This window comes from Parasaccharibacter sp. TMW 2.1888, from assembly GCF_023167265.1.
Taxonomy (GTDB): domain Bacteria; phylum Pseudomonadota; class Alphaproteobacteria; order Acetobacterales; family Acetobacteraceae; genus Bombella; species Bombella apis.
In genome coordinates this window covers 278,312-295,000 of record NZ_CP030979.1, presented here as the reverse complement: position 1 = coordinate 295,000, position 16,689 = coordinate 278,312, and the positions used below count along the sequence as shown (strand labels likewise).

Below are 16,689 nucleotides of genomic sequence, written 5' to 3'. Positions count from 1 at the left end.
CCTGTCTGAACATGGGAGGACCACCTTCCAAGCCTAAATACTCTCTGGTGACCGATAGTGAACCAGTACCGTGAGGGAAAGGTGAAAAGCACCCCGATAAGGGGAGTGAAAGAGACCTGAAACCAGGTGCCTACAAGCAGTCGGAGCCTCTTATGGGGTGACGGCGTACCTTTTGTATAATGGGTCAGCGAGTTTCTGTCCGTAGCAAGCTTAAGCCGGTAGGTGTAGGCGTAGCGAAAGCGAGTCTGAATAGGGCGACTGAGTTACTGGTAGAAGACCCGAAACCGAGTGATCTAGCCATGGCCAGGCTGAAGGTGCGGTAACACGCACTGGAGGGCCGAACCCACGCCTGTTGAAAAAGTCGGGGATGAGCTGTGGCTAGGGGTGAAAGGCCAATCAAACTCGGAGATAGCTGGTTCTCCGCGAAATCTATTGAGGTAGATCGTCGTGTATTGCCCTCGGGGGTAGAGCACTGGATGGGCTAGGGGGGCCCAAAGCCTTACCACACCTAACCAAACTCCGAATACCGAGGAGTATGAGCACGGCAGACAGACAGTGGGTGCTAAGGTCCATTGTCGAGAGGGAAACAGCCCAGACCACCAGCTAAGGCCCCTAAATCGTGGCTAAGTGGGAAAGGATGTGGGGATTCCAAAACAACCAGGAGGTTGGCTTAGAAGCAGCCATCCTTTAAAGAAAGCGTAATAGCTCACTGGTCTAATAGAAACCCTGCGCCGAAAATGTAACGGGGCTCAAGCCACGTGCCGAAGCTGTGGGTGCATAGTTTACTATGCGCGGTAGCGGAGCGTTCTGTAAGCCTGCGAAGGAGACGGGGTGACCCTCTCTGGAGGTATCAGAAGTGCGAATGCTGACATGAGTAGCGACAAACAGTGCGAGAAACACTGTCGCCGAAAGTCCAAGGGTTCCTGCGCAAGGTTAATCCACGCAGGGTGAGCCGGCCCCTAAGGCGAGGGCGAAAGCCGTAGTCGATGGGAATCAGGTTAATAGTCCTGAGCCTGCCAGAAGTGACGAACGGGATATGTTGTCAGCTCTTATCGGATTGAGCTGGCTTTTGGACCGTTCCAGGAAATAGCTCTGGCATATAGACCGTACCCGAAACCGACACAGGTGGACTGGTAGAGTATACCAAGGCGCTTGAGAGAACGATGCTGAAGGAACTAGGCAAATTGCTCGTGTAACTTCGGAAGAAACGAGACCCGTTGGTGGGCAACCATCGGCGGGTGGCACAGACCAGGGGGTAGCGACTGTTTAGTAAAAACACAGGACTCTGCGAAATCGAAAGATGACGTATAGGGTCTGACGCCTGCCCGGTGCCGGAAGGTTAAGAGGAGATGTGCAAGCGTCGAATCGAAGCCCCGGTAAACGGCGGCCGTAACTATAACGGTCCTAAGGTAGCGAAATTCCTTGTCGGGTAAGTTCCGACCTGCACGAATGGCGTAACGACTTCCCCGCTGTCTCCAGCATCGGCTCAGCGAAATTGAACTCCCCGTGAAGATGCGGGGTACCCGCGGTCAGACGGAAAGACCCTATGAACCTTTACTGCAGCTTTACAGTGGTATCAGGAAAGTTTTGTGTAGGATAGGTGGGAGGCTTTGAAACCAGGGCGCCAGCTCCGGTGGAGCCATCCTTGAAATACCACCCTGAACTTTTCTGATATCTAACCGAGACCAGTCAGCCTGGTCCGGGACCCTGTATGGTGGGCAGTTTGACTGGGGCGGTCGCCTCCCAAAGAATAACGGAGGCGCGCGATGGTGGGCTCAGGCCGGTCGGAAACCGGCTGTCGAGTGCAATGGCATAAGCCCGCCTGACTGCGAGAGTGACAGCTCGAGCAGAGACGAAAGTCGGCCATAGTGATCCGGTGGTCCCGCGTGGATGGGCCATCGCTCAACGGATAAAAGGTACTCTAGGGATAACAGGCTGATCTCCCCCAAGAGTCCACATCGACGGGGAGGTTTGGCACCTCGATGTCGGCTCATCACATCCTGGGGCTGGAGCAGGTCCCAAGGGTTCGGCTGTTCGCCGATTAAAGTGGTACGTGAGCTGGGTTTAGAACGTCGTGAGACAGTTCGGTCCCTATCTGCCGTGGGTGTAAGAGACTTGAGAGGATTTGTCCCTAGTACGAGAGGACCGGGATGAACGAACCTCTGGTGCACCGGTTGTCGCGCCAGCGGCACAGCCGGGTAGCTAAGTTCGGAATGGATAACCGCTGAAAGCATCTAAGCGGGAAACCAGCCTCAAAACTAGGTCTCACAGGGCCGTCCAAGACCAGGACGTCGATAGGTCAGGTGTGAAAGCATGGCAACATGTGTAGCTGACTGATCCTAATCGCCCATATCTCTCACACACCAGAACACATGCACAGTAGTCAGTCACACTCCAGAAAACACCAACCAAAACACCCCCAAACACCCACATGGGTGAGCGGGAAGACCTGGTGGCCATGGCGGAGGATCCATACCCGATCCCATCCCGAACTCGGCCGTTAAAGCCTCCAGCGCCTATGATACTGCTCCTTAAGGAGCGGAAAAGTCGGTCGCCGCCAGGTCCCCTCGCTCACCCACCCCCATAAAAACCACCCACCAACGCGGGGTGGAGCAGCCCGGTAGCTCGTCAGGCTCATAACCTGAAGGTCGTAGGTTCAAATCCTACCCCCGCATCCATACCCACAAAATCAGAAATAACCAGATAGCCATGGTCCTCCCGTGGGTCCACACGTTCCCCAACCATCTGTCATGAATAAAGGGTACAGACTCCACGAGGGGATATGACCATCCTCATGTGAGAATCGATATCTTGTGTGCTGTGGATGCAAAGAACCACAGCATCTTGTGTTTCTAAAACCTGATTCTCTGGCTTATAGAAAACTTTAATAACGTCAATAACTGGCTGTTTTTGTAGCTCTTTGCGTATTTTTGCCGGGAGAAAGAGGATTCAGGTCGCATCTTTCTGTTGAAAGTGAGAAGAGTTCTCATCTAACGTCATTCGTGAAGCAACTCGCAGAGAGAGGGAGAGGCCTCATGAACATCATTCAGATTGCCGAACGGCGTGACACCATCCATGACGCTTCCATGAAGACACTGGCGCGGGAGGAGCAGACGGCCCTGTGGGCCCTGCGGTATCTGCTGGGGCCGAGCTGCTGGCGGCGCTCCATGTCTCTGTCTGGGCTCCTGGGGCAGGAGGCAGAGCGCCTTCAGGAGCGGTTCAAGGCGCTTTTTCTTCATGCTGTCTGTGCAACCGCAGCCTTGGAATATTCGGCCACGGAGGAACATCTTCTGAACATTCTGTCAGATATGCAGAATGCCCCGGAGGAGCAGACTCTACATTCTGAGCTGGGCGAAGCGCTGATGCATCTTGGGCAGGCTCTGGCTGCTTATGGGTATTGGCTCCCCGTGCGCAAGAGGATGCAGTCTGTAGCCGAGAGGATGCCAATGCCGGCCTTGGCTCAGGATAACTATCCGGAAATGCTGGAAGCAGCGGAATAAGCAGTTTTTGGAACGATGCCGTGGGCTCCGTGCTTATTCTGTCTTGAAACCATGAGTATGGCAGTGTTTTTATACGGGTTTCTCGTTACAGACAGCCGGAGCCGATGTTGGAAGTACAGTCTATCACTTTCCCTGAGGGAATGACCCTTCAGTGTGGGGAGAAGATCGCTCCGCTGGATATTGCCTATCAGACATATGGTGAGCTTTCTCCCACAAGGGATAATGCCATCGTCATATGTCATGCTTTTACCGGCGACCAGTATGTGGCCAGCTCGCATCCCGTTACGGGGAAGCCGGGCTGGTGGTCCCGTATGGTCGGTCCCGGTTTGCCTATCGATACGGACCGTTTCTTTGTCATCTGTGCCAACGTGCTGGGTGGCTGTATGGGGACCACCGGCCCCACAACGGTACGGGCCGGGACAGAGCGGCCATGGGGGAAGGATTTTCCTCCAATCACCATGCACGATATTGTGGCCGCTCAGGTAAAGCTGGTGGACCATTTTGGCATTGACAGGCTTTTTGCTGTCATTGGTGGCTCCATGGGTGGGATGCAGACATTGACATGGGCCACGGATTATCCAGATCGCGTCTTTGCTGCCATGCCGATTGCAACATCGCCGTTTCAGTCAGCCCAGAACATTGCGTTCAACGAGGTCAGTCGTCAGGCCATTTATGGTGATCCAGACTGGCACGGGGGGGATTATCAGGCCCATGGCGTCATCCCGGCCCGTGGTCTGGCCGTGGCCAGAATGGTTGGCCATATCACCTATCTTTCGGAAGAAGCCCTGACCAGGAAGTTCGGGCGGGAAATCCGTCCCGGCACCATGCCGGCCCCCCATGATCCACTAGCTGCCCTCCCTTTTGGGGGCATGTTCCAGGTGGAAAGTTACCTGCGCTATCAAGGGTCCAACTTTACGCGCCGCTTTGATGCCCATTCGTATCTGAGTATTTCGAGGGCCATGGATTTTTTCGATCTGGGCAGCGAGCATGGAGGCAGTCTTTCGGAGGCGTTCCGAGGCGTGAAAACCCGTTTCTGTGTTGTGTCTTTCAGTTCTGACTGGCTGTTTCCGACATCCCGTTCCCGGACACTGGTTCGGGCCATCACCCAGGCAGGAGGGCATGTGTCTTTCGTGGAAATAGACAGTGACCGGGGGCATGATGCGTTTCTTCTGGAAGAGCCGGATTTTGACAGAACGGTTCGTGGGTTTCTGAATGGAATGGCCCGTCAGGCCGGTCTGGCTGAGGGAGACCATCATCATGCGCTTTGATCAGGAGTTGATTGCCGCCATGGTGGCCCCCCATAGCCGGGTGCTGGATATCGGGTGTGGCGACGGAAGCCTGATTGGCCACCTGTCCAGGGAGAAGAATTGCGACGCCCAAGGGCTGGAGCTGGACATGAAAGCGGTCACGCAGTCGGTAGCCCATGGTCTGCCCGTCATGCATGGTGATGCCGATGTGGTGCTGGCTGATTATCCTGATGGAACGTTTGATTACGTCGTTCTGCAAAGGACGCTTCAGGCAGTGGACTGTCCACGGGATGTCCTGAGGCACATGCTGAGGATAGGTCGGCTGGCGCTGGTCTCTTTTCCCAATTTTGGACATTGGCGGCTGCGCTGGCATCTGTTGCGGACGGGACGGATGCCGATGACATCCGTCTGGCCTACCCCTTGGTATGAAACGCCGAATATCCATCCCTGTACGATCTATGATTTCTTTGCATTGTGTGAGGAAGACGGGTACGAGGTCTGTCAGTGGATGGTCGTGAACGGAAACCGTCAGTCCCGTCTGGCAGGGTGTTCGCCCCATCTGGCCAATCTGTTCGGGGAGCAGGGACTGTTTCTTCTTCGCCGCAAAAGTGGACAGAAATAGAATTCACGGAGACGTTATAAGGCAGTTTGTAGGCCCTAACGATCTGTTTTCATTGTTTTTTATTGAAACAGAGGTGGCCTGCCTTTTTTGCGAAATAAGGTCATAAAAAGACATCGTCTTTTTCCTCTTGTTATAAGACAAATAGAGTCCTATTTTTGGGCGAGACGAGCGGAACGCCTCAGGAAAGAGGGGTTCAGGCGTTTATTTTATGCGGTGTTGCCAGATCAGAGTGCTGGAGTAACGCCGGTTTTGAGGAAGAATCATGAGCAGTTTCAAAGCGCTCGGTCTGGCGGCCCCGATTTTGCAGGCGCTGGACGGAGAGGGCTACACCACGCCAACCCCCATTCAGGCTGGGGCAATTCCCCATCTCATGGAGGGACGGGATCTTCTCGGTCTGGCGCAGACAGGAACGGGCAAAACAGCAGCATTTGCTCTGCCCATCCTCCATTATCTTCTGGAACATCCCCACAAGGCGGCCCCTCGTAGTGCGCGTGTTCTGGTGCTGGCCCCGACGCGGGAGCTTGTGGCGCAGATTGCCGACAATTTTGCCGCCTATGCCCGGCACATGAAATTCTCCCATGCGGTGATCTTCGGTGGCGTGGGGCAGAACCGGCAGGTGGAAGCCATGAAGCGTGGCGTTGATGTCATGGTGGCGGCCCCCGGCCGTCTGCTGGACCTCGTCGGGCAGGGGCATATTGATCTTTCCACGCTGGAGATTGTCGTGCTGGATGAGGCAGACCGCATGCTGGACATGGGGTTTGTTCATGACATCCGTCGCATTGTGGCCCGTCTCCCGGAGAAGCGACAGACATTGCTGTTCTCGGCGACCATGCCGCCATCCATCCGTGAGCTGGCCCATTCCCTGCTGAATGACCCTGAAACTGTTCAGGTCACGCCGGAATCCAGTACGGTGGATCGCATCCGGCAGGCTGTCCTGTTCGTGGATTCCACAGCGAAGAAAGAAGCCTTGATGATGCTGGTCAATAATGACCGTGTCGTGCGGGCCGTTGTTTTTACGCTGATGAAGCATGAAGCCAACAAGGTGGCGGAATATCTCAGCAAGAATGGGATCCCGGCAGCCGCCATTCATGGGAACAAGTCGCAGGGGGCTCGGGAGCGTGCCATGCAGGGCTTCCGCGATGGCAGTGTCCGCGTGCTGGTCGCTACGGACATTGCCGCCCGTGGCATTGATGTGGATGAGGTCTCTCACGTCTTCAATTATGACCTGCCAAATGTGCCGGAAGCCTACGTCCACCGTATCGGTCGGACGGCCCGTGCTGGTCGGGATGGCTGGGCCGTGTCCCTTTGTGATGCCGAACAGCGTGCCTGGTTGCGGGATATTGAGAAGCGTATCGGCAAGAACGTGCCGGTGATTACGGATCACCCATACCATTCCACAGAGGCCCAGAACTCGACCCTGCCACCGCCTGTGCTGGGTGGTGGACGTGGCGGCCGGGGAGGGCGTGGCGGTAGCGGCGGTGGACGTGGTCGTTCCTCACGGCCGCAGACGTCCTCTCGCCCTGCTACTGGTGGGCGGGCAGCCCCCGGAGCCAGAAGGCGGCGTTCCTCCTGATTCTTCTGTCAGTCATGTTCCAGATGAGAAACAGCCCCGTGTCATGCGGGGCTGTTTCTGTATGGAGTGCAGGATAAAGTGCAGGGCAGATTCGTCAGTCCGGCAGAAGGAGACGTCATGATGGTTGAAAAAACAGGAAAGCCGGTTGATCTGGTCTGGGGCCATGGAGCCCGGAAGATTGAGGTCTTTCTGGAACCAACCTGTCCTTTCTGTGTGCGTGCTTCCAGAAAGCTCATGCCGCTTCTGGAGCATGTGGGGGAGGACAGGCTGACGCTTCAGGTGCATCTTCATTCCCAGCCGTGGCATCTGTTTTCGGGCATTCTGGTCCGGTGCATTCTTGCTGCGGCGACCCTGCCTGATGGCCGGGATACGGCTTGGCAGACAGTGCGGACGATCGGTGATCACAGGGAAGAGTTCGAGTTTTCCCATCATTGTGAAGGGCCGAACATGCAGACCACGCCCGACGATCTGATCAGCCGGCTTGAGGGTCATACCCGTCTCAATCTGGCGGCGCCTTTTCGCCTTCCCAGCGTGACGGATGCCATGAAAGCCCATGCCCGCTACGCACGGCAGCACGGCATTCATGTTTCACCAACTGTCATGCTGGATGGAAAGGTGGATGACCGTTTTCAGAGCGGGCAGTCCGTCGAGGAATGGGTGGCCCTTCTGAAGTGAGATGGGGCTGCCGGAGGCTGTATGGTCATTACGCAGTCTTCATGGGGCAGCAACATGGGCCACATGCGGCGTAGTGTAATGACGGGGAGCGGGTGATCTGTTCAGGGAGACATGGAATGAAACGTGTGGGTATTTTGCTGGTCATGGGATGGCTGGGGGTTGTTGGCCCGGTGAGTTCTGCCGGGGCGCAGATGTTTTCCGGCCATGTGCAGCAGATCAGTGATGTGCGGGACCGGAACGGGTCTTACGTGGGGAGCATCGACGGGGACGGTACACTGCGGGACCGTAATGGTTCTTCCATTGGCAGCCTTGAGCAGGATGGCTTCATCCGTGACCGGAACGGTGCGTCTTTCGGCAGTATGGAGGATGATGGAACCGTGCGTGACCGGAATGGCTCGTCTGTCGGCAGTCTGGATGATGATGGAACCGTGCGGGACCGGAACGGGTCTTACGTGGGGAGTATCGACAGGGACGGTACCCTGCGTGACCGTAATGGTTCGTCCGTTGGTAGTATTGATAAGGATCGTCTGGGGGAACAGCTCTCCAGGGAAGACCGGACGACGGGTGCTCTGATCCTGCTGCACCGTCTGCCCCGGTAAGCCGTGTCACACCATCAGCAGGCCAGCCCTGCATGAAGTGCACTTGTTGTCCGGTTGGCAAACTTTCACCGTGAAGACGGGGCGGTGATGCCCCTCTCCAACAGGGGATAACAGACCCTGTCCCGGCAGGGTCTTCATAATGAAAGGCTGGGAACATGCCGACAACAGCATCTCATGAGCACAAGGCACCTCATGCCAGCAGCTCTCTGCATGAGCTGGCCCGCAAGGCCATCCATACACCGAAGCTGCTGACAAAGGATGAGGTCATCCGACTGGCAGATCATGTTCTGAAGAGTGGTGAGCACGCCACGGACGCAGAACGTGACATCGCCCGGAAGGCTCACCACAATCCCGAAGGGCTGGAAGCCTCTCACATCACGGCGCTCGGCAAGCGTGCTGAACACGATCACCGAGGCTGATCGGTTCCATGCGTGAAGACTGCCGCAGGCCTGCCATTCCCTGAGGGAGGGCAGGCTTTTTTTGATGCTTTCAAGGGGCAGTCGAGGCCCCCGGCTGAGCCCCCGTAGTGCCTGCCTGACCGGCCTCAAAGAGGAGGTTAGCACGAAAGACACGCCCCAACGGACCGGTTTCCATCAGGCGTTGAAAGATGATCTTGTGAGAAGTCTGCCTTATGGCGGATGGGGTGTCATGCCCGGAAGCTCATTGCCGATGGTGTGGACCCGCTGGAAGAACGGCAAAGCGAACAAGCAGAGCATTTGCGCCGGGTGGGTCAGACATTTGCCTATGCCGTGCAGGCTTATCTTCAGCATCAAAAAGTAAAATGGAGAGACCCTAAAGGCCCCTCTGCATTTCTCAACACGCTAGAGCAATACGCCTTCCCGATTATAGGCCAAAAGCCCGTTACGGCCATTTCACAGAATGATGTGTTAGCCGTTCTGCTTCCCATTTGGGAAAGCAAAACGGAAACGGCCCGGCGCATCCGTAACCGCATAGAACAGGTCTTAGATTATGCAACTGCCCTACAGTGGCGGGAAGGTGACAATCCGGCCCGATGGAACGGCCCCCTTGCTCATATCCTGCCAGAACCAGCTAAGCTGATACGGGATCGCAAGCAGCCACATTATGCCCTGACAGTTGATCTATTGGGGCAGGCCATCAAACACCTTGAGCACGTGGGAAGTGTTGGCGCTCTGGCTGTTCGTTTCTGTGCCTTTACGGTTTGCCGTTCTGGAGAGGTGCGTGGAGCCCGCTGGCAGGAAATTAACCTAACGGAAGCCGTATGGACGATCCCGGCGCACCGTATGAAAGCTGGCAAGGAGCACCGTGTGCCTCTTTCCCATGCGGCTATGTCAGTGCTGGAATTAGCTAAGCCTCTTTATGATGGGCGCATGGATGCTTTGGTTTTCCCCAATAACAAAGGTGCGGCTCTTTCTGATGTGGCTTTAAGTAAGGCTCTCAAGAACGCTGCATACCCCCTGACAGGGGATAGGAAAGCGACCGTCCACGGGATGCGGTCCACGTTTCGGGATTGGGTGGCAGAAGAAACAGAGTATGACGCTACAGCGGCAGAACTAGCCCTTGCCCATACGGTAGGTAGTACAGTCGAGCGGGCCTATCGCCGGGGGGATATGTTCGCTAAGCGCCGGGCATTGATGGAGGCGTGGGCTGAAAGACTAGGAAAGACATTATGACAATATCAAGAATAGATATTCTTAAAGTATTCTATGAGACTATAGTAAAGTCACTTTCCTCTTATGAGAAAGAGTCTGAAATAAATGTTTTATCTAAAGGTGATGTTTCAATAAGCATATCTTATGATGAACTAAACATAATGGCTTATATTATAAGGGATATAATATTTTCTGGTGCATATGGCATTCCTTGTGTTATTAATTATTTAATTAGTTCTACTCTTGGTAAAAGTTTAGGTCTGGGAAAGCATAATTTTAAAAAATGGATTCACTGTTCTGATGGTTCAGAATCAATTTCAAGAGTGAAGTATTATAAAAAACAGATTAACGATTGGTTTGATGATAGTATAAATATGATTTGCGATAATTATATTAATAATAATATTAAAGAGGCTATTGGTGCTCCCAGTAAAATAAACAATAGAAGACATATTTTTAATTCTACAGTGTCCAGCATCAATGCAATCTGTAAAGCTCAGGGAGTGGATGTGTATGATTTTTGGGATGGAAAGTTAGCGCGTTTATCGGATGAGCGGGCAGAAAGGAAACGCGCACAGAACGATTATATGAAGCAGATAGATAATTATAAGAAAATAATTGAACAGGAAGAAAATTATATAAGATTCATTGAAGAACAATTATCAAAAGAGGTTTCTGAAAGGGTTATTCCGAATAATTCAAAGGATTTCTTTGAGGTGCATGAACAAACTCCTTTGGAATATGTAGAAATAATTATTAACTACAAGTGGGAAGCGCTTCACGAAAGCCGATTGAATATTCTTAGAGATATAAAGAATGACCTAAACTACCTGGAAAAATCTAAACGTAGCCGTGGCCGCCCACGGAAAAAGAGCATCCGTGTAGAAAAAATGGATACATCATGAAATGCGATTATCCTTTTTTCGTATCGGAAAGTTCTTCAAACCCTTTTCGTGAGACCCATTGAAATATAAGGAGAAATCCAGTGAACCAGTTACCTTCCTATCTTTCCCCTAAGCAGTTCTGTGAAATGTACAGCGTGAGCGCTGCTACCCTGTATCGCATGATTGCAGATGGGAAGATTGAGGCCCGCAAGATTGGCCGTGTAACCCGTATTTCCCTAGAGGATGCAAAGAACTTCTTTGCTTCTTGCCCCAAGATGGAGACACGGGGAAAATATAACAGGTCATAAAAAGAAACCGCTGCCAGAACAAACTAGCAGCGGCACCTTAGTTTATTTGCAGAAACGATCTTTACTTGGCGGTATGAGTGTTTCGGCAAATGGGCGCAACCCAATAACTTAAAAAGGAAGTGCCTATGCGGAAGCATATACGGCAAGCGTACCTTAGCGCAAACAAAAATGAGAGTCTGTTTCAGGGGGTAAGAACTGCCCTGCCAGCTCATACCATAGCGATATTGTCCCGGCTTGCGCCCGGCGGGTATGTCAAAAGTGGCGAATATGTAGCCCTTTCTCCCTGACGGGCTGACAGGCATGTCGGTTCCTTCAAGTTCAACATCCGCAAGGGTGTTGGGGCAGACTTTGCCACAGGATGGAAAGGTGATCTGATTGATCTAGCCGCCGCTCTCTCTGGAGGCAGTAAGCTGGAAGGGGCACGCAATCTTGCCCGGATGATGGGGATGGAGGTGTCAGGTCATGACTGACATATTCCGTCCACTCACTGATGAAGAAAAACACGGCCACCGGTTAGTGGGTGGTAGTTGCTTAGACGCTCATAGAAAGCCGTCTATGAACTTTACGCCCGTTCCGGTGTCTTTAGGGCATAGTGCAGCTATACCGCATCCTAGGACGTATAAACAGGCGCCTGTTACGGGGTTTTATTGCTATGATGATGGTGACGGCCTAACAGGCTTTGCCACCTTCCGCTACGATCCCCCCAATGCCCGCAAGCAGTTTGGCTGGCTGACATATGGCAAACTAGAAGGGGAAGACCTGCCACGCTGGCATTTTCGGGCACCGCCACCGCCACGGATGCTGTACAATCTCCCTGACCTGTTGGGAAAAGCGGATGCGCCTGTTCTGGTTGTTGAGGGAGAGAAAGCCGCCAATAAAGCCGCTCTTGCGGAAAGCTGGCAGGGCTATGCTGTGACAACATCATCCGGTGGGGCAGAAGGGGCACACAAAAGCGACTGGAGCCCGCTGGCAGGCAGAGAGGTACTGATAGCCCCTGACAATGACAGCGCCGGGCAGGCTTACGCTCATGCCGTGGCAGAGTTAGCCAGGCAAGCAGGGGCACTGACAGTCCAGATCATCCGGTGGCCTGATTATTTTCCTAAAGGGTGGGATATTGCCGATGCCCTGCCAGTCCCTGAACAGAAGCAAGTAACAGGGAGGGCGGCATAATGGCTGATTTGCCTGATGATTTAGTGCAGGCCGGTGCCATAGTCGAAGAGGCTCTAAGCGCTGGATACCTTCCAGATGATAGCTTTATGGCAGAGCTCATGCGTAAAGTTGCCAATCAAGAGCTAACAAACGAACAGGCCCTAGAGCACACCATAAACCGTCATCCAGACTTACAGGGTGTCTTTCGCTTTAATGAACTGACACTGCAATACGTCATCACCAAAGAGCTGCCACAGCTCTCATCCGTTTTTTTGCCCGTTGCCCATGCGGGCAGTTTTCCCATCCTGCTAGAAAAGTACCATGTCCAGCTACTCGGTGCGTGGATGCGCCGCTTTGGCCTGAAAGCTAACAAGGACACGCTGGAAGCCCTTGTGATGGTGAGTGCCAACCATCACACCTATAACCCCATCAGGGCTTATCTGGAGGGCTTGCAGTGGGATGGCACAGAACGTCTTTCCAGCTTATGGGCGCATTCTTTCTCTTTGGAGAATACGGCTTACCTGCAAGAGATTGGCAGGCGCTGGATGGTGGCAGCCATTGGCCGGGCTCTGGTTACAGGGCATAAGCCCTACAAGTTCGACTGGCTGCCCGTTCTGATAGGCGGACAGGGAAACGGGAAAAGCACTTTCTCTGCCATTCTCTTTGGAGAGTGGAACAAAGAAGGCTTGCCCGCCAATCTGGCAGACAAGGACGCCAAGCAGGAACTGCAAGGCGTTTGGGGGGTAGAGCTATCGGAATTAACGTCTCTAAGGCGTTCAGAGAATGAGGCTATCAAAGCCTTTCTTAGTGCTATGGTAGATAAGTATCGTCCTAGCTATGGGCGTACATTGCAGACTTATCCGCGCCGATGCGTCTTTATTGGCACGACCAATGAGCAAGAGTTTCTGACAGACGGTACGGGTAACCGCCGCTTCATGCCCATTAACGTAGGCTCACACTGCCTTGACTTTGGCTGGCTGGCAGAAAACAGGGACCAGCTTTGGGCAGAGGCTTACCAGCTTTTTTGTTATGACCCCGCCTTTGAGACTTGTGAGCCCTCAGACCTGAAAGAAGAAATCGAACGGATCAGACGGGAAAGCATGGTCAGCGACATTCTGGAAGAATCCGTCATTAACCTCATCGAGGGTGATACCCTGCCCGATGCAGACGGTAAAGGGGGCTTTACGGTAGCCAGCATCATCAGAGCGCTTTCGTTGCCTATGACCCGTGCAATGGAAATGAGAGTTTCTAATATCCTACGTAATTTAGGGGGTGAGAAACAGCGGCAACGGATAGGCAAAGGACGCTTCTATATCTGGCAATTCAACCATATGGTTGCGGACTGAAAGACAGCATCACGTCTTTTAAGCCGTTAAAGGGCAGGGCGATCCTTTGTTCTGTCCTTTTTTTTGTGCATTTATTAGGCTGTCTTAATATTAACTTTCTGTAACTGATTATTTTTTTATATATTTTACTTAAAAAGGTTAGGCCAGTTAGACCAGTTAGGACAGCCTTAGAGAAAGCTGGCTTATAGCTGACCTAACATTGGCCTAACTGGTCTAATCTTTTAATATTTGCATATTTTTGGCCTAATGTTGTCCCAACGTTGGGACAGGGCTACAGCCAGCAGAAAACTGCCTTTTTTTCTGCATGGTCCAACTGGCCTAACCTTCTTGAATTAGATTCAAATAAAGATATATTAAGGGCGTTTTGGTAACGTTTCAGTTTGGTTCCTCGTTGTAAGGCTCTAACCATCCTATTTTAGGTCTTGCCTTTCTTACTGTTTTATTGCAGGCGCGTGCGCACACGTACTGTTCACCCAAGCATATGATGAACTTATTCCAACTGATTTTTTGATCGTGATGTGATGCCCGGCGTTCTGCCCTTGCGCGCGTGTACTGTTTAAATGCCCCATCTCAGAGCGTGCATGAGCCTGTTGGTTTTGTCGGATGTAGGCACTGCCACTTGATAAAAAAGCATCAACAATCAAAAGGCGGGCTGGTCTTGCGCGTGTGTGGACGTGTCCATTCTGTCCAGATAAGCGGATAGATTCACGGCCTTGTAAAAGGCGGTCTTTCCCCTCTATTGTTACATGTAACGGGAGGAAGCTATGGCATCGACAACCAGAAGTCATGAACGTGTCCGCAAGCATCGGGAAGTGATGAAGCGGGCCGGTATGCGCCCTGTTCAACTTTGGGTGCCTGATACAAGGCGTCCTGATTTCACCCGCGAAGCATCGCGACAAGCGCGGTTGATACGGGCTTGCGATGAAAAGCAGGGCGATGATCTGGCTTTCTCTGAGCTGGCCGCTGCCCGGATTGAGGGCTGGGAATGAGGCGGGGTGATCTGGTCACGGTTGCCTTGCAGGGAGACCTTGGCAAGCCTCGTCCAGCTCTAATTGTCCAGGCAGACAGCTACCATGAGACGGCCAGTGTCGTTATTTTGCCCGTAACAAGCACCATACAGGACGCCCCCTTGTTGCGGCTGACAGTGGAGCCAGATGGCGTTAATGGTCTGAAGAAGATGTCCAGCATCATGATTGATAAGCCATCGACCATACAGCGCGGGAAAGTAGGCCCTGCGTTTGGGCGGCTTCATGATTATCAGATGGTGGAAATTACGCGTCTGTTGGCTGTATTTCTGGGAATGGCTTAGGGCATTCCCCGCGTGGTGCTCTCACATGTGGGAGGCGGTTACGCTTCAGGGACAGAATCGGAAACTGTCATGCGTTTGCATGAAGTATGGTCTAAAGTAAGGACTGGAAAAGAGGTTTACCCCAAAAGGCGCAGGAAACTGCCATTTTTTGAGGTGCTTATGGCGGATGGGGTGGGATTCGAACCCACGGTACGCTTCCACGCACGCTGGTTTTCAAGACCAGTTCCTTAAACCGCTCGGACACCCATCCGTTCTGCCTTCCCATGGAGAAGGCAGGCACGGCCCCTGATACTGATTCACCCGTTGGGCGTCAAGCTGTGAAGCTGCGCCCGTTTCAAAAGGATGGGGCCAGACATTACTCTCCATCTTCTCTCAGTGTTGCGAATTTCGCCTTCATGGTCGCATTCCCCCGTGTGAGCCGCTTGATCGTGACGTCCTGCGCCTTGTCGTTGGCCAGACGCAGGTTGTTGTCTGACTTCAGGAGATTGTCCTTGATCTTCTGAAGATGGGAGATGGATTTGTCTATCTCTTCGACGGCTGTGTTGAACTGTTTGTGTGCGAGGTCATAGTTGCGGGCGAAGCCGGTCTTGAACGTCTCCAGCTTCTCCTCAAAGTTGGTCACGTCGATATTCTGCTGGCGTGTCAGTTCCAGCTCCCGCTTGTAGGTCAGCGCATTGGTGGAGGCATTGCGGAGCAGGGAGATGATCTGAAGGAAGAACTGCGGGCGGATGACGTACATCTTCGGGTAGCGGTGGGACACGTCCACGATGCCCGTATTGTACAGTTCGTTCTCGGGTTCCAGCAGGGAGACAAGCACGGCATATTCGCATTTCTTCTCCGTGCGGTCCTTGTCCAGTTCTTTCAGGAAGTCTTCATTCTTCTTTTTGGTGGCGGTGCTGTCAGCCTCGTTCTTCATCTCGAACATGATGGAGATGATTTCCGTTCCGCCTTCATCCGCATCCCGGAAGATGTAGTCCCCCTTGCTGCCGGAGCGGGCGTCATTGTCCTTCTCGAAATAGGCCCGTGGGAAAGCCATCGCCCGTGCCCGGTTGAACTCCACCTCGCAATGCTGCTCCAGCGTCTCACCGACCATCTTGGTAGAGAGGCGGGCCTTCATGTCTTTCAGCCGTTCGATGTGGTCATCACGGTCCTTCAGCTGAAGTTCGTAATGCTCCTTCAGCTGGGAGGCGGCGAGAGTATTTTTCAGCTCCATCTCTTTCAGTGTGTTTTGCAGGGTGTCCCGCTCCTTCTGGACAGCCTCAACCGCTTTCGTGACGGCCAGTTCCTTTTCCGCCGTACCGGCAGCCAGTCGGGCCTGAAGCTGATGGATCTCCGTCTCCCTGGCCTGCACGGCTTCCTGCAGCTGGGCTTTCCTTTCAGCTTCAGCAAGACGGGTGGCCGTCTGCTGGTCCGTTTCGTGTCGTTCAATCTGACTTTTCAGGGCCTGTATTTCAGCATCACGGGCATGGAGGGCCTGATGCATTTCCTGCTCATGGGCAAATTTTGCCCGTTCTGCGGCAAGCTGCTCTTCCCGTGCTGCCGCCTCCAGTTTTTCCTGTACCTGCCGGGCAAACTCCTTGTCCCGCACCTGTTTGACGATGTCGGCATAGCCTGCATTGTCGAGTGAAAATGATTTATGGCAGTGGGGGCAGGTGATGTCGTGTGTGGCCATGATGGAAACTCTTTCAGGATTGTGGAAGGTAGTTGGGAGACAGTTTTCTGATAGTTGGAGAGAAGGGAAGCAGGCCGGCTCATTACGGAGTGGCCTTGCTTGATCCCCGCAAGGGCGGGGAACACATTTTTAATGGAACCAATAAGGTGATCGGCTATCGGTTCATCCCCGCAA

The 16,689-nt window shown here is 53.3% G+C and carries 15 protein-coding genes, 2 tRNA genes and 2 rRNA genes (1 of these 19 running past the window's edge); 17 read left to right on the top strand and 2 right to left on the bottom strand.

The genetic code is table 11. From position 1 onward, the window contains the following. From DTQ13_RS01375 to DTQ13_RS01300, 17 genes are all read left to right on the top strand, one after another. Positions 1-2,363, top strand: a 23S ribosomal RNA gene (locus tag DTQ13_RS01375) (it extends 374 nt beyond the left edge of the window). Positions 2,364-2,448: 85 nt separating this feature from the next. Further along, positions 2,449-2,563: ribosomal RNA gene (gene rrf, locus DTQ13_RS01370) — 5S ribosomal RNA — on the top strand. 38 nt (positions 2,564-2,601) lie between these two features. Further along, a tRNA-Met gene (locus tag DTQ13_RS01365) sits at positions 2,602-2,678 on the top strand. A 357-nt stretch (positions 2,679-3,035) separates the two neighbouring features. After that, positions 3,036-3,500, top strand: a complete 465-nt coding sequence (locus tag DTQ13_RS01360) for a hypothetical protein (RefSeq protein WP_043559754.1) — start codon at positions 3,036-3,038, stop codon at positions 3,498-3,500. Positions 3,501-3,604: 104 nt separating this feature from the next. Then, positions 3,605-4,768 carry a homoserine O-acetyltransferase gene (locus DTQ13_RS01355; RefSeq protein WP_248460887.1) on the top strand — a complete coding sequence of 388 codons (1,164 nt, stop codon included), beginning with the start codon at positions 3,605-3,607 and terminating at the stop codon, positions 4,766-4,768. Beyond that, positions 4,758-5,369, top strand: a complete 612-nt coding sequence (gene metW, locus DTQ13_RS01350; protein WP_154980844.1) for a methionine biosynthesis protein MetW — start codon at positions 4,758-4,760, stop codon at positions 5,367-5,369. The genes DTQ13_RS01355 and metW overlap by 11 nt, the downstream gene beginning before the upstream one ends. A gap of 262 nt (positions 5,370-5,631) precedes the next feature. Beyond that, positions 5,632-6,942, top strand: a complete 1,311-nt coding sequence (locus tag DTQ13_RS01345) for a DEAD/DEAH box helicase (protein WP_248460885.1) — start codon at positions 5,632-5,634, stop codon at positions 6,940-6,942. Between the two features lie 117 nt (positions 6,943-7,059). Further along, a complete protein-coding gene (locus tag DTQ13_RS01340; RefSeq protein ID WP_349815524.1) occupies positions 7,060-7,617 on the top strand; it encodes a thioredoxin domain-containing protein in 558 nt (185 codons plus the stop codon). A 116-nt stretch (positions 7,618-7,733) separates the two neighbouring features. Beyond that, positions 7,734-8,216: a 4-fold beta flower protein gene (locus DTQ13_RS01335; protein ID WP_248460884.1), complete on the top strand. Its 483-nt coding sequence runs from the start codon at positions 7,734-7,736 to the stop codon at positions 8,214-8,216. A gap of 155 nt (positions 8,217-8,371) precedes the next feature. Then, positions 8,372-8,635 (top strand): hypothetical protein, encoded by a 264-nt coding sequence (locus DTQ13_RS01330; RefSeq protein ID WP_248460882.1) that lies wholly within the window; start codon positions 8,372-8,374, stop codon positions 8,633-8,635. A gap of 219 nt (positions 8,636-8,854) precedes the next feature. Further along, positions 8,855-9,868: a site-specific integrase gene (locus DTQ13_RS01325; RefSeq protein WP_248460880.1), complete on the top strand. Its 1,014-nt coding sequence runs from the start codon at positions 8,855-8,857 to the stop codon at positions 9,866-9,868. Further along, positions 9,865-10,752, top strand: a complete 888-nt coding sequence (locus DTQ13_RS01320; protein ID WP_248460870.1) for a hypothetical protein — start codon at positions 9,865-9,867, stop codon at positions 10,750-10,752. Before DTQ13_RS01325 ends, DTQ13_RS01320 begins: the two co-directional genes overlap by 4 nt. A gap of 125 nt (positions 10,753-10,877) precedes the next feature. Further along, entirely contained in the window at positions 10,878-11,039 is a 162-nt protein-coding gene (locus DTQ13_RS09240; RefSeq protein ID WP_196424604.1) for a helix-turn-helix domain-containing protein, read from the top strand. 462 nt (positions 11,040-11,501) lie between these two features. Next, a complete protein-coding gene (locus tag DTQ13_RS01315) occupies positions 11,502-12,209 on the top strand; it encodes a toprim domain-containing protein (protein WP_248460868.1) in 708 nt (235 codons plus the stop codon). Further along, complete coding sequence (locus DTQ13_RS01310) at positions 12,209-13,534, top strand: virulence-associated E family protein (protein ID WP_248460867.1); 1,326 nt, start codon at positions 12,209-12,211, stop codon at positions 13,532-13,534. The genes DTQ13_RS01315 and DTQ13_RS01310 overlap by 1 nt, the downstream gene beginning before the upstream one ends. Positions 13,535-14,298: 764 nt before the next feature. Continuing rightward, positions 14,299-14,523: an antitoxin MazE family protein gene (locus DTQ13_RS01305; RefSeq protein WP_248460865.1), complete on the top strand. Its 225-nt coding sequence runs from the start codon at positions 14,299-14,301 to the stop codon at positions 14,521-14,523. Continuing rightward, a complete protein-coding gene (locus tag DTQ13_RS01300; protein ID WP_248460858.1) occupies positions 14,520-14,843 on the top strand; it encodes a type II toxin-antitoxin system PemK/MazF family toxin in 324 nt (107 codons plus the stop codon). Before DTQ13_RS01305 ends, DTQ13_RS01300 begins: the two co-directional genes overlap by 4 nt. Positions 14,844-15,003: 160 nt before the next feature. On the opposite strand, the gene DTQ13_RS01295 is transcribed toward DTQ13_RS01300, so the two are convergent. After that, positions 15,004-15,093, bottom strand: a tRNA-Ser gene (locus DTQ13_RS01295). Positions 15,094-15,198: 105 nt separating this feature from the next. Then, positions 15,199-16,515: a DUF2130 domain-containing protein gene (locus DTQ13_RS01290; protein WP_248460856.1), complete on the bottom strand. Its 1,317-nt coding sequence runs from the start codon at positions 16,513-16,515 to the stop codon at positions 15,199-15,201. Positions 16,516-16,689: the final 174 nt, after the last annotated feature.